The following is a 12,081-nucleotide window of genomic DNA, read 5'->3' on the forward strand; positions in this document are numbered from 1 at the left end:
TTTCCTCGATACACACTTCGACCCGCCTCTCGTCTGCATCATCCGCGGCTTTGAGCCGCCTGACTCACCCGACGGCGATGTCGTCCTTGAGTCCATGCCAGCCGATGTGTTTATTATCGCCACAGAATCCGGCATGCTGCCGGTGACCTTCGCTCCCTGGGATAAACACACCGACAACTGGGCCGATGACTGTGACGACTGGCACTATAATACCGGCGCCACTGCAGAGCGATAATCCGCCGCATGTATATCCCGCGCCCGGCAAAACTGCTGTTCACCACTGATGACGCCTGGAACCGGTATATGGATAAACACGGGGACACCCTCAGCCCCTGGACCGTACTCTGCGTCGAGCGCATGCTCGCCTGCGGCACTGCTGCCATGGGGGTGAAGCGATACTGCTGCGCCTCCCCGGACTGCACCCACACCCGCTTCTTCTGCCAGACCTGTAAATCAAAAGGCTGCAGCTCCTGCGGACATAAGGCCACGGAGCAGTGGATTACAGAACAACAGCAAATTCTGCCCGACTGCGACTGGCAGCATATCACCTTCACCATGCCCCATCTGCTGTGGCCCTTTTTCAACAATAACTGGCCTCTGCTCAATGCCCTGTTCCGCGCAGCCACCCGCGCCATGCTCCGCTGGGCCAGAAAACAGGGTGTGGAAGTCGGTATCTTCTGCGCCCTGCATACCTACGGTCGCCAGCTCAACCAGCATCCCCACATTCATCTCTCCGTCACCCGCGGCGGGCTTGATATTAAACACGGCGTATGGCGCGACCTCTTCTTTAAAAAGCATGCCGTGGAGGAAATCTGGCGCGGAGCCGTCATCCGGCTGCTGCGCCACAGCTATGACCTGATTAACCCCGGCAGGCTGCCGGGGCTGGGGCATATCCACGACAAAAAACAGTGGCTGCGCTATCTGCAGGCGCAGTACGGGCGCCGCTGGAAGGTCCACTTCGCGAAGAAGACCCGGGGGGCCTGGCGGAGCGTCAAATATCTGGGCCGGTACCTGAAACGGCCCCCCGTGTCGGCGGCGAAGCTGAGGCACTACAGCGGCGGCGCGGTGGTGCACCACTATTACGACCACCGTACGCAGCAGTACCGGCAGCAGACGCTGACGCAGGAAGATATGATCGGACGTTATATCAGCCATATCCCGGCGAAGCATTTTAAGATGGTGCGTTATTACGGTTTTTTATCAAACCGTAAACGGGGTAGCCTGCTGCCGAAGGTGTATGAAGCCCTGGAGATGGAAGCGCGGAAAAAACCGGAGAAGCCCGGCTTCGCCGCGCTGATGAAAGAATTTCTGCGCACGGATCCGTACAAATGCATTCTGTGCGGCAACCGACTGCGCTTCAGCAGTGCGCAGGCCGGGAGGCACGCGTCGGAGTTGGTGGCAGAAAGACTGCATAACATCGACCGGAAACGATGGCTTCTGGCACAGACTGCGGGATAAGTGCGTCTGAAAAACAGCTTTCAGGTTAAAAACGCGCCGCAAATGCCATTTTATGACCATAACGTTCCCGATGGCACATCATTACTGCATTACAGACACTGCTGCTCATGGTCAGGAAATTTTTAAAACGATGATTCAGTTTCCTAACCATGAACTCAGACTGTAAGTTTATTCACAAAAAAGAGCTTCGATATTTAGCCCCTGCGCCTGCAAAATTTCGCGCAGACGACGAAGACCTTCAACCTGAATCTGGCGAACACGCTCGCGTGTAAGGCCGATTTCGCTGCCCACATCTTCTAGTGTGGCCGCTTCATAACCTAACAGACCAAAACGACGTGCCAGCACTTCGCGCTGCTTGGCGTTCAGTTCAAACAACCACTTGACGATACTTTGCTTCATATCATCGTCTTGAGTGCAGTCTTCCGGTCCGTTGTCCTTTTCATCGGCCAGGATATCCAGCAGCGCTTTATCAGAATCTCCGCCCAGTAGTGTCGTGTCAACTGAAGTGATGCGTTCATTAAGGCGCAACATTCGGCTGACATCGTCAACAGGCTTATCGAGCTGTTCAGCGATTTCTTCTGCACTGGGTTCATGGTCTAGCTTGTGAGCCAGTTCACGTGCAGTGCGTAAATAAACATTCAACTCTTTAACAATATGAATCGGCAGGCGAATTGTGCGGGTCTGGTTCATGATAGCTCGCTCAATAGTCTGACGGATCCACCAGGTCGCATAGGTTGAGAAACGGAACCCTTTTTCAGGGTCAAATTTCTCAACCGCACGGATCAGTCCAAGGTTGCCCTCTTCAATCAGATCCAGCAAAGCAAGGCCGCGATTACTGTAACGACGCGCGATTTTTACAACAAGTCGTAGATTACTTTCAATCATCCGACGACGTGACGGAATATCACCACGTAAGGCACGACGGGCAAAGAAAACCTCCTCTTCAGCTGTTAACAGCGGAGAATAACCAATCTCCCCCAAGTAGAGCTGCGTCGCATCCAGTACGCGTTGCGTCGCGCCTTGTTGTAACAGTTCATCCTCTGCTATGTCGTTGTCAGCAGGATCATTTCCGACAAAAGCCTTCTCATCAAAAACTTCAGCTCCGTTTTCGTCGAATTCCGCGTCTTCATTTAAATCATGTACTTTTAGCGTATTCTGGCTCATAAGCGGCTCCTACCCGTGATGTCAGGGCAGAACACCTAGGTTCTGCCGGATTATCGCTGCGGTAAATAACGCAACGGGTTTACGGATTTCCCCTTGTAACGTATTTCAAAGTGTAATCTAACAGAACTGGTGCCAGTACTGCCCATAGTCGCAATCTTTTGGCCCGATTTTACTTCCTGCTGTTCGCGAACCAACATTGTATCATTATGGGCATAGGCGCTCAGGTAGTCATCATTATGCTTGATGATAATCAAATTACCGTAACCGCGTAGCGCATTCCCGGCGTAAACAACACGCCCGGATGCGGTTGACAGAACTGGTTGTCCTGGCGATCCCGCGATATCGATACCTTTGTTGCCACCTTCGGAAGCAGAAAAGTTATCGATAATCTTACCATCTGTTGGCCAACGCCAGCTTCCTACAGGAGTGGTGCTGTTCGTTGTGCTGCTGACGGTCGATGCAGTAACCGACGCTGTTGTCATTGCAACAGTATTTGTGCCGGATGAAGGTAACATTTTCCCTTCACTTGGTTTACCTGAATCCTCAGAATACGTAATAACAGGCTTTTGTGCAACCGTTACACCTCCGATTTGTCCTGGAGATGGTTTCGGCACGATTCCACTGGCTTTATCATCTGCGGCAGTAACAGCATTACCCCCGGTAAGCGTTCCCCCGGAGCCATTACTAACCTGTAATTGCTGACCAACATTGAGGCTGTAAGGTGCAGAAATGTTATTTCGCTGTGCTAAATCACGAAAGTCATTCCCGGTAATCCAGGCAATATAAAACAGCGTATCACCATGTTTAACGGTATAACTCTGTCCACTGTAACTTCCTTTGGGAATATTTCCATAGGCACGGTTATAGACAATGCGCCCATTTTTGGTAACAACATTTTCACTTTCACCACGACTGACGGCTGACGGAGCATTCACTATTTTAGGTTGATTGACTGAAATTGAAGGGGGTGGAGATATCAGTCCGCCGCCGCTGATATTCTCTGGTTGACTGCCCATATCGGTACTACGACTCATGCCATCACTGCTACCACCTACGGAGCTGATAGGAGCCTGCGTGTTATTACTGTAACAACCAGCCAACCCAAAACTAATCAGTGAAATGACTACAATATGACGTAATTTAACGTCCGGGCTTCCCGTGCTCATCTACATCCCCCAATACAGCAATACAGTAAACTGTCAGGACGCGCTATCCCGCGCCATCAGTGATAAAAACCTTAACTTATGGGATATTAACAACATCACATGCAGGGTGCCAATTTGCAGATGTGTACAATTGCTAATGCCTTTCAGGCAAGCTCACCCTTGACCAGAGGGACAAATCTGACTGGCTCGATTATTTCCACAACAAACTCTTCGGCTTTGCGAATGACACGCTTAAGCTGTTGCTGTTCTTCGCCTACCGGCAACACCATTAATCCCCCCACTTTTAACTGTGACATAAGGTCTAATGGGATTTCAGGAGGTGCGGCAGTGACAATAATCGCATCATAAGGCCCGCGAGCAGCCCAGCCCAACCAACCATCGCCGTGGCGGGTAGAAACATTATGCAAATCAAGTTGTTTTAAGCGGCGTCTGGCTTGCCATTGCAGGCCTTTAATCCGTTCAACTGAATAAACGTGCTCCACAAGGTGCGCAAGAATAGCGGTCTGGTATCCAGAACCGGTACCAATCTCCAACACGCGTGAGGTCGGTGTTAATGCCAGCAGTGAGGTCATCCTGGCGACCATATAAGGCTGTGAGATCGTCTGGCCGGAACCAATTGGCAGCGCAGTATTCTCCCAGGCTTTATGTTCGAACGCTTCATCGATAAAGCGCTCACGCGGCACATCTTCAATCGCCTTCAACAACCGCTCGTCATCGATGCCCAGCTGGCGCAACTGTGACAACAGCGTTTCAATGCGCCGACTTACCATTCGCCACTGACCTCCACCCGCGCTAACCATCCAGCCAACACCTGCTGTGCACTGTGCGCCGTTAAATCAACATGCAAGGCGGTAACCGAAACGTAGCCTTCATCGATGGCAGCAAAATCAGTATCCGGGCCAGCATCAAGTTTATCTCCAGGTGGCCCAATCCAGTACAACGTATTACCGCGCGGGTCAAGCTGAGGAATGGCTTGATCGCTCGGATGGCGGCTACCACAGCGTGTCACCCGAATACCTTTCAGCCCGGCAAGAGGGAGGTCGGGAACATTAATATTCAATATGCGCCCGGTCCGCAGTGGTTCACGCTGCAGTGCGCGTAAAATGGAACAGGTTACTGCTGCCGCGGTTTCATAGTGTTGATGTCCATTGAGGGATACGGCGAGTGCAGGTAAGCCAAGATGACGCCCTTCCATCGCAGCGGCAACCGTGCCGGAATAGATGACATCATCACCCAAATTTGGACCGGCATTAATCCCGGACACAACCACATCAGGTTTCGGACTCATCAGCGTATTCACTCCGAGCCAGACGCAGTCAGTCGGCGTCCCCATCTGAACAGCAATATCGCCATTTGGATACTCAAAAGTGCGAAGCGGCGTTTCCAGCGTCAATGAATTAGATGCGCCACTGCGATTACGGTCAGGAGCCACAACCTGAACTTCAGCAAATTCACGAAGTGCCTCAGCCAAAATCTGAATGCCTGGCGCATGAATACCATCGTCATTACTGAGCAATATTCGCATTAAAACTCAACCCCTTTTATATCAATCTTTTTTATCCCGACACTCTCTGGCATATGTCTGCCGGGCAGCCACAACGCTGACTTCAGTCGCTTGCAGCGCTATTCCGGTTATCAGGCTACAACATTCTATCGCCTGACATCATTCAGTGGTAGCAGCGGAAGGTGCAACAATGCTCGCTGCTCATTTTTAAGGTGAAAAACGGACCAGAGCACAACGTTGATTGTCCGTCAGGCAAACAAGAAAGAATACTGTAAGACTCAGTACATCAGTACATCAGTACATCAGTACATCAGTACATCAGTACATCAGTACATCAGTACATCAGTACATCAGTACATCAGTACATCAGTACATCAGTACATCAGTACATCAGTACATCAGTACATCAGTACATCAGTACATCAGTACATCAGTACATCAGTACATCAGTACATCAGTACATCAGTACATCAGTACATCAGTACATCAGTACATCAGTACATCAGTACATCAGTACATCAGTACATCAGTACATCAGTACATCAGTACATCAGTACATCAGTACATCAGTACATCAGTACATCAGTACATAAAAAAACGGCATCAGATCAGTCAGGTAAAGAAGAAAATGCGCGAGGATAAGATAAATCAACGCCAGCCATGGGAGATGAAAGAATCGTCGAGCTGACCGCAATAAGCTCCCGGCTATTCGTCCACCGCGGTATCACCGTCTTTTTGTTGTATCACTTCACGCAATACGCTGGTAGCAAAGCTGCCCGCAGGTAGCCAAAAGTTCAGTTCAACGATTGCATCACCCTGCCAGCGCCAGCAAAGATCGCGGGGAATTAACAACATGGCGCGCCGCGCCGCCTCAACACCTTCATGCTCCAGCAGTGCTTTCAACTCATTCTCACCGCCAAGAATGCGCTGCTCACACGCAAGTGCCGCGCCCTCGCTTCCCCATTCGCCCCTGCCGGGCATGACCGCCGTTATCCGCAGCTCATTGTTATTCACGCGGGTTTGCAGCGCATCCAGTTCGCCCTGCTGTGCAACAAACCAGCTACCACGACCAACCAGCTGTAACGCATCACCAGCCATCACACTGAGCAGAGAATCTTGCAAAACCAATCGCTCACTGACAACCTGGTTAAATAAAGCACTCCGGGCGGCAGAGAGCAAAAAACTGCGCTTGTTACGCTCGCGCACCACGATGCTGTTATTGGCCCAGCGCTGTGCCATAGACAGGTTATTGCCATTATAACCGAAGCGTTGCATCCCGAAATAATTAGGGACACCGTCTGCCTGAATCGTTAGCAGTCGTTGTTCGACCGCTTTCCTGTCAGAAATCTGACGTAACAAAATCCGAAAAGTGTTTCCCTGAAGCGCCCCGATGCGCAGTTTACGGCGGTGGCGTGCCGTTTCCAGCACCTCACAGCCGTCGAGCTGAAAAAGGGTAAAATCAGGCGTTTCTTTACCTGGAATACGCAGGCAAAACCACTGCTCCGTAACCGCATGACGATCTTTCATCCCGGCAAAGCTGACATCCCGGGGATGAATACCTGCAAACTTTGCCAGCGCATAGGCCACAAAACGTGTGTTGCAACCAACCTTGCGCATGCACACCAGCACCTGCTCACCATCGCCATCCGCACCATAGCCAAGGTCCTCAATAACGATAAAATCTTCAGGATGCTCCTTTACCACGCCCGTTGCCGCTGGCTGCCCGTGCAGCCAGCGCAGAGGAATAACATCCATTACGTTTCCACCTTGAATAACAGCGCTACCGCCTCACAGGCAATACCCTCGCCACGCCCGGCAAAGCCGAGTTTCTCTGTAGTCGTGGCTTTAACGTTCACCTCATCCATGTGAACCGCCAGATCTTCGGCAATATTGATGCGCATCTGCGGAACATACGGCAGCATTTTAGGGGCCTGGGCAATAATGGTGACGTCAACATTGCCCACCCGATAACCTTTTTTTCCAATCTGCTGCATTGCTTCACGCAGCAAAACCCGGCTGTCTGCACCTTTATAAGCAGCATCCGTATCCGGAAAAAGTTTGCCAATATCGCCAAGGGCCGCAGCGCCCAGTAAGGCATCGGTTAGCGCATGCAGGGCAACATCACCGTCTGAGTGAGCCAGCAGTCCCTGCGCCCAGGGAATTCTTACGCCGCCGATAATCAACGGACCTTCACCACCAAAAGCATGAACATCAAATCCATGGCCGATACGCATTATACATGCTCCTTATTATTTAATTGGGTCAGATAAAACGCCGCCAGAGCCAGATCTTCAGGCCGGGTGACCTTAATATTGTCACTACGCCCGACAACCAGCTGTGGCTGATAGCCACAATACTCGAGCGCAGAAGCCTCATCAGTGATGTTCACCCCGTCGCGCAGTGCTTTTTGCAGACAGTCTCGCAGCAGCGCCAGTGGAAAAAGCTGCGGCGTCAGCGAGTGCCACAGTCCTTCCCGATCCACCGTATGGGCAACAGCCAATTTATCCTGGGCGGCGCGCTTCATGGTATCGCGCACTGGCGCGGCAAGAATGCCCCCTATATCGTTGGTCACGGTGAGGGCCAGCAGACGCATCAGGTCATCAGGATGCAGGCAGGGTCGTGCCGCATCATGCACCAAAACCCAGCGTTCAGCAGCGGCAACATGCAAACCCGCCAGCACAGAGTCGGCGCGTTCTTTACCGCCCGTTACCACGCTAATACGCGGATCTGCTGCAATCGGCAGGTCAGAAAAGTGGGGATCAACAGGATTTATCGCAACAATGACGCGGCTGATTGCCGGGTGAACCAGCAGGCTGTCAATGGCATATTCAAGGAGGGTTTTACCCCTTATGGTCATATACTGCTTGGGGTGTTCTGACAGCATGCGGCTGCCAATCCCGGCTGCGGGGACGACGGCAATGACGTCCGAAATTGAACCTGCGATATTCATCAATTACCGTTGTGGATTATTCAGATTCCCCTGCTGCACGTTTCGTTTATTCTGATCCGGCACCAGGCGATAAAAGGTCTCACCGGGTTTAATCATGCCCAGTTCATTGCGTGCACGCTCCTCAATGGCTTCAGAACCGCCGTTAAGGTCATCGATTTCGGCAAAAAGCCGATCGTTTCGCGCTTTTAGTTTAGCGTTACTGCCTTGTTGCACCGCAACATCTTCATTAACGCGTGTAAAGTCATGTATACCGTTCTTGCCCAGCCAGAACGAATATTGCAGCCAGCAGAGTAAAGCAAGCAACAGTAGCGTCAGTTTTCCCATCCCGCCCCCCCCCGAAAAACGGCCTAATCATCCCATAACTTTCCATCCTACTCCACTGTGCCGATGAAATAGCCGTAGATTGGTGAATCACTGAACACACATCAATATGACCGTCGCTGTATGGCAAAATTTTGTAACCTGACCAGGCAATCAGGCATCAATTCGGGAGAGGAAAAACCATACTTAACCTACCAGCCGCTTAATAATGTAAACAGAAACCAAAAAAGCGCAATGACCAGCAACACCGTCACCAGCAATGGCCAGATAATGTGACCTCGAAGCAACGCGCTGGTAGCAATGCCAATCAGCACGGAAGCAGGGAGCAGCGCGAGGAAAAAAGGCCAGGTATAAAGGAAGAAAAGCAGGGTATTAGAGCCATAAAGTAAAAACGGTATGGCAAGAGCAAACCAGTAAGAAGCGAAGCCAACCACTCCACCGGGAAATGGCCGGGAGGCTTCCTCCTGGTCACGTTCTTCTTTGCGGGCCAGCATGGGCGTGATGTTATGCATAATTATCCTGTTGAGGCGAAAACGGCGCACCCGCTGGCGTTTCGTTATGGCTATCTCAGGATCTGATAATATCGCGCTCACGCAGCAGATCTAACACTTGAAGGAGCAATTTTGTTACCAATTGTTCACCATCGAGGTGTAGTTCAGCTGCATTCGGTGCCTCATAAACTGCGTCAATTCCGGTAAAATTGCGCAGTTCTCCAGCCCGCGCTTTTTTATAAAGCCCTTTGGGATCGCGTGATTCACAGATAGCCAGCGGCGTATCCACAAAGACTTCAATAAAGCGCCCTTCTCCCAGCATACCCCGCACCATCCGGCGCTCCGCCTGGTGAGGGGAAATAAAGGCACTCAGAACCACTAACCCGGCATCAACCATCAACGCTGCCACTTCGCCAACCCGGCGAATATTCTCTTTACGATCGTCATCGCTAAAGCCTAAATCCCGGCACAGGCCGTGACGCACGTTGTCACCGTCTAACAAATAGGTGCTGACGCCAAGCTGATACAATGACTGTTCCAACGCGCCTGCCAGAGTAGATTTCCCGGAACCGGAAAGCCCGGTAAACCAAAGCAGCACACCCCGATGCCCGTGTAATTCTTCACGTTTCCCCTGCGTAACCGCATGGCTGTGCCAGACAACATTTTCGTCACGCACCGCCATTACCGCCCCCCTGAAATATCACGGGTGCCCCAGTGCGGAAAGTGGCGACGAACCAGCGCATTAAATTCAAGCTCAAACTCGCTGTAATCGCCAGACGTTTGAACTGCGTCATGCTGCGGCTCACGGATCATCCCGGCACCGACTGTCACATTGGTCAGACGATCAATAAAGATCAGGCCGCCTGTCACCGGATTTTGCTGGTAACGATCCAACACCATGGGTTCATCAAAAATGACATCCAACAGGCCGATACCATTCAGCGGCAGATTTTCCGCGCTGTGCTGCGTCAGGCTATTGATCTCTACCTGATACTGAATTTTTTCCACTCTGCCACGGGTTTTCTTACCGGCAATTTTAATATCAAGGCTCTGTCCGGGTAGCAGCGGCTGCTCGGACATCCATACGACATCCACACTGGCAGCCTGCACCGGTTTCAGTTCGGCATCACTTTCCACCAGCAGATCGCCACGGCTGATATCAATTTCATCGTTCAGTACCAGGGTAATGGCTTCCTCCGCCTGCGCTTGCTGCAAATCACCGTCGAAAGTCACAATACGGGCAATGGTGGATTCCACGCCGGAGGGTAACACTTTTACCCGTTGTCCAACCTGAGCCACGCCGGACGCCAGCGTACCGGCATAGCCGCGAAAATCCAGATCGGGACGATTGACATATTGCACCGGGAAACGCATTGGCTGTTGCTCCACCGCGCGTCTAATCTCCACCGTTTCCAGCACGTCAAGAAGTGTCGGGCCGTTATACCAGCCCATCGCCTCACTCTCGCTGGCAACGTTTTCCCCTTCAAGCGCCGAAAGCGGCACAAAACGAATATCAAGATCCTCTGGCAGCTGGCTGGCAAAATCCAGATAGTCCTGCCTGATCTGCTCAAAGCGCGCTTCGCTGTAATCGACCAGATCCATTTTGTTAACCGCCACGATCAGATGTTTAATGCCTAACAAGGTGGAGATAAAGCTGTGGCGACGGGTTTGATCCAGCACGCCTTTACGCGCATCAATCAGCAGAATAGCGAGATCGCAAGTGGATGCGCCTGTTGCCATATTGCGGGTATACTGCTCATGCCCGGGCGTGTCAGCAATGATAAACTTACGCTTTTCTGTAGAGAAATAGCGGTAGGCGACGTCAATGGTAATACCCTGCTCGCGTTCCGCCTGCAGACCATCCACCAGCAGCGCCAGATCCAACTTTTCCCCCTGGGTACCGTGGCGCTTACTGTCACTGTGCAGCGAGGAAAGCTGATCCTCATAAATTTGCCGCGTATCGTGTAAAAGCCGCCCTATCAGGGTACTTTTACCGTCGTCGACGCTGCCGCAGGTGAGAAATCGCAACAGACTTTTGTGCTGCTGCGCATGAAGCCAGGCTTCCACACCACCCTGATCGGCAATTTGTTGTGCAATAACATTATTCATGTTGGCTCCTCAGAAATAGCCCTGGCGTTTTTTCAGCTCCATCGAACCGGACTGATCGCGGTCAATCACCCGACCCTGACGTTCGCTGGTGGTGGAAACCAGCATTTCTTCAATGATTTCAGGCAGCGTCTGCGCCTGAGATTCAACAGCCCCAGTCAGCGGCCAGCAGCCCAGAGTACGAAAACGAACCATGCGCTGTTGAATTGCTTCACCGGGCTGCAAATCAATCCGATCATCGTCGATCATCATCAACATGTCATCGCGCTCCAGAACCGGGCGGCTGGCTGCCAGGTAGAGCGGGACAATCTCAATATTTTCCAGGAAGATGTACTGCCAGATATCCAGTTCAGTCCAGTTGGAAAGTGGGAACACGCGAATGCTCTCACCTTTATTAATCTGCCCGTTATAGTTATGCCACAGTTCAGGGCGCTGGTTTTTCGGGTCCCAGCGATGAAAACAGTCGCGGAAGGAATAGATTCGCTCTTTGGCACGGGATTTTTCTTCATCGCGTCGCGCGCCGCCAAAAGCGGCATCAAAACCGTATTTGCTCAACGCCTGCTTCAGCCCTTCGGTCTTCATAATATCCGTGTGTTTGGCGCTGCCGTGAACAAAGGGATTGATTCCCATCGCCACACCTTCAGGATTGCGATGCACCAGCAGTTCCGCACCGATCTGCTTAACCGTGCGGTCACGAAATGCGTACATTTCTTTGAATTTCCAGCCGGTATCAACATGTAATAGCGGAAACGGCAGCGTGCCCGGATAGAATGCCTTACGCGCCAGATGCAGCATCACTGAAGAATCCTTCCCGATGGAATACATCATCACCGGGTTACTGAATTCTGCTGCCACTTCACGGATGATATGGATACTTTCCGCTTCCAGTTGACGCAGATGGGTAAGCCGTTTTTGATCCAT

General features: G+C 51.7%; 14 protein-coding genes. 2 read left to right on the top strand and 12 right to left on the bottom strand.

Features of this window, described 5'->3' with window-relative positions; all coding sequences use genetic code 11:
• The first annotated feature begins 94 nt into the window (after positions 1–94).
• The gene (locus LU633_RS18240) at positions 95–235 is read left to right on the top strand and encodes a hypothetical protein (protein ID WP_161796965.1); all 141 of its coding nucleotides are present in this window, start codon (positions 95–97) and stop codon (positions 233–235) included.
• An 8-nt stretch (positions 236–243) separates the two neighbouring features.
• Positions 244–1,458 (top strand): IS91 family transposase, encoded by a 1,215-nt coding sequence (locus LU633_RS18245; protein ID WP_046371879.1) that lies wholly within the window; start codon positions 244–246, stop codon positions 1,456–1,458.
• Positions 1,459–1,626: 168 nt separating this feature from the next.
• Here the strand turns inward: LU633_RS18245 and rpoS are convergent, their stop codons facing one another.
• From rpoS to cysD, 12 genes are all read right to left on the bottom strand, one after another.
• The gene (gene rpoS, locus LU633_RS18250) at positions 1,627–2,622 is read right to left on the bottom strand and encodes an RNA polymerase sigma factor RpoS (RefSeq protein WP_016190148.1); all 996 of its coding nucleotides are present in this window, start codon (positions 2,620–2,622) and stop codon (positions 1,627–1,629) included.
• Between the two features lie 50 nt (positions 2,623–2,672).
• Positions 2,673–3,788, bottom strand: coding sequence for a murein hydrolase activator NlpD (nlpD, locus tag LU633_RS18255; RefSeq protein WP_016190149.1), 1,116 nt, complete (start codon positions 3,786–3,788; stop codon positions 2,673–2,675).
• A gap of 143 nt (positions 3,789–3,931) precedes the next feature.
• Complete coding sequence (locus LU633_RS18260) at positions 3,932–4,558, bottom strand: protein-L-isoaspartate(D-aspartate) O-methyltransferase (RefSeq protein ID WP_016190150.1); 627 nt, start codon at positions 4,556–4,558, stop codon at positions 3,932–3,934.
• Positions 4,552–5,313 (bottom strand): 5'/3'-nucleotidase SurE, encoded by a 762-nt coding sequence (surE, locus tag LU633_RS18265; RefSeq protein ID WP_016190151.1) that lies wholly within the window; start codon positions 5,311–5,313, stop codon positions 4,552–4,554. The genes LU633_RS18260 and surE overlap by 7 nt, the downstream gene beginning before the upstream one ends.
• 684 nt (positions 5,314–5,997) lie before the next feature.
• Entirely contained in the window at positions 5,998–7,047 is a 1,050-nt protein-coding gene (truD, locus tag LU633_RS18270) for a tRNA pseudouridine(13) synthase TruD (RefSeq protein ID WP_016190152.1), read from the bottom strand.
• On the bottom strand, positions 7,047–7,526 hold the full coding sequence (gene ispF / locus LU633_RS18275; RefSeq protein WP_016190153.1) for a 2-C-methyl-D-erythritol 2,4-cyclodiphosphate synthase: 480 nt from the start codon (positions 7,524–7,526) through the stop codon (positions 7,047–7,049). Before ispF ends, truD begins: the two co-directional genes overlap by 1 nt.
• The gene (ispD, locus tag LU633_RS18280; RefSeq protein ID WP_016190154.1) at positions 7,526–8,242 is read right to left on the bottom strand and encodes a 2-C-methyl-D-erythritol 4-phosphate cytidylyltransferase; all 717 of its coding nucleotides are present in this window, start codon (positions 8,240–8,242) and stop codon (positions 7,526–7,528) included. Before ispD ends, ispF begins: the two co-directional genes overlap by 1 nt.
• Positions 8,243–8,245: 3 nt before the next feature.
• A complete protein-coding gene (gene ftsB / locus LU633_RS18285) occupies positions 8,246–8,566 on the bottom strand; it encodes a cell division protein FtsB (RefSeq protein ID WP_016190155.1) in 321 nt (106 codons plus the stop codon).
• Positions 8,567–8,754: 188 nt separating this feature from the next.
• Positions 8,755–9,075 (bottom strand): DUF3561 family protein, encoded by a 321-nt coding sequence (locus tag LU633_RS18290; RefSeq protein WP_016190156.1) that lies wholly within the window; start codon positions 9,073–9,075, stop codon positions 8,755–8,757.
• 55 nt (positions 9,076–9,130) lie between these two features.
• Positions 9,131–9,736: an adenylyl-sulfate kinase gene (gene cysC, locus LU633_RS18295; RefSeq protein ID WP_016190157.1), complete on the bottom strand. Its 606-nt coding sequence runs from the start codon at positions 9,734–9,736 to the stop codon at positions 9,131–9,133.
• On the bottom strand, positions 9,736–11,163 hold the full coding sequence (gene cysN, locus LU633_RS18300) for a sulfate adenylyltransferase subunit CysN (RefSeq protein ID WP_016190158.1): 1,428 nt from the start codon (positions 11,161–11,163) through the stop codon (positions 9,736–9,738). The genes cysC and cysN overlap by 1 nt, the downstream gene beginning before the upstream one ends.
• Positions 11,164–11,172: 9 nt before the next feature.
• Positions 11,173–12,081, bottom strand: coding sequence for a sulfate adenylyltransferase subunit CysD (cysD, locus tag LU633_RS18305; protein ID WP_016190159.1), 909 nt, complete (start codon positions 12,079–12,081; stop codon positions 11,173–11,175).

Source organism: Erwinia tracheiphila (assembly GCF_021365465.1).
Taxonomy (GTDB): domain Bacteria; phylum Pseudomonadota; class Gammaproteobacteria; order Enterobacterales; family Enterobacteriaceae; genus Erwinia; species Erwinia tracheiphila.

Bases quoted from the DNA above. Each gene is read 5' to 3' on its own strand.
- LU633_RS18245 (WP_046371879.1), top strand. From the start codon at position 244: ATGTATATCCCGCGCCCGGCAAAACTGCTGTTCACCACTGATGACGCC.
- ispF (WP_016190153.1), bottom strand. From the start codon at position 7,526: ATGCGTATCGGCCATGGATTTGATGTTCATGCTTTTGGTGGTGAAGGT.
- cysD (WP_016190159.1), bottom strand. From the start codon at position 12,081: ATGGATCAAAAACGGCTTACCCATCTGCGTCAACTGGAAGCGGAAAGT.
- LU633_RS18290 (WP_016190156.1), bottom strand. From the start codon at position 9,075: ATGCATAACATCACGCCCATGCTGGCCCGCAAAGAAGAACGTGACCAG.
- nlpD (WP_016190149.1), bottom strand. From the start codon at position 3,788: ATGAGCACGGGAAGCCCGGACGTTAAATTACGTCATATTGTAGTCATT.
- ispD (WP_016190154.1), bottom strand. From the start codon at position 8,242: ATGAATATCGCAGGTTCAATTTCGGACGTCATTGCCGTCGTCCCCGCA.
- ftsB (WP_016190155.1), bottom strand. From the start codon at position 8,566: ATGGGAAAACTGACGCTACTGTTGCTTGCTTTACTCTGCTGGCTGCAA.
- rpoS (WP_016190148.1), bottom strand. From the start codon at position 2,622: ATGAGCCAGAATACGCTAAAAGTACATGATTTAAATGAAGACGCGGAA.
- cysC (WP_016190157.1), bottom strand. From the start codon at position 9,736: ATGGCGGTGCGTGACGAAAATGTTGTCTGGCACAGCCATGCGGTTACG.
- truD (WP_016190152.1), bottom strand. From the start codon at position 7,047: ATGGATGTTATTCCTCTGCGCTGGCTGCACGGGCAGCCAGCGGCAACG.
- surE (WP_016190151.1), bottom strand. From the start codon at position 5,313: ATGCGAATATTGCTCAGTAATGACGATGGTATTCATGCGCCAGGCATT.
- cysN (WP_016190158.1), bottom strand. From the start codon at position 11,163: ATGAATAATGTTATTGCACAACAAATTGCCGATCAGGGTGGTGTGGAA.
- LU633_RS18260 (WP_016190150.1), bottom strand. From the start codon at position 4,558: ATGGTAAGTCGGCGCATTGAAACGCTGTTGTCACAGTTGCGCCAGCTG.
- LU633_RS18240 (WP_161796965.1), top strand. From the start codon at position 95: ATGCCAGCCGATGTGTTTATTATCGCCACAGAATCCGGCATGCTGCCG.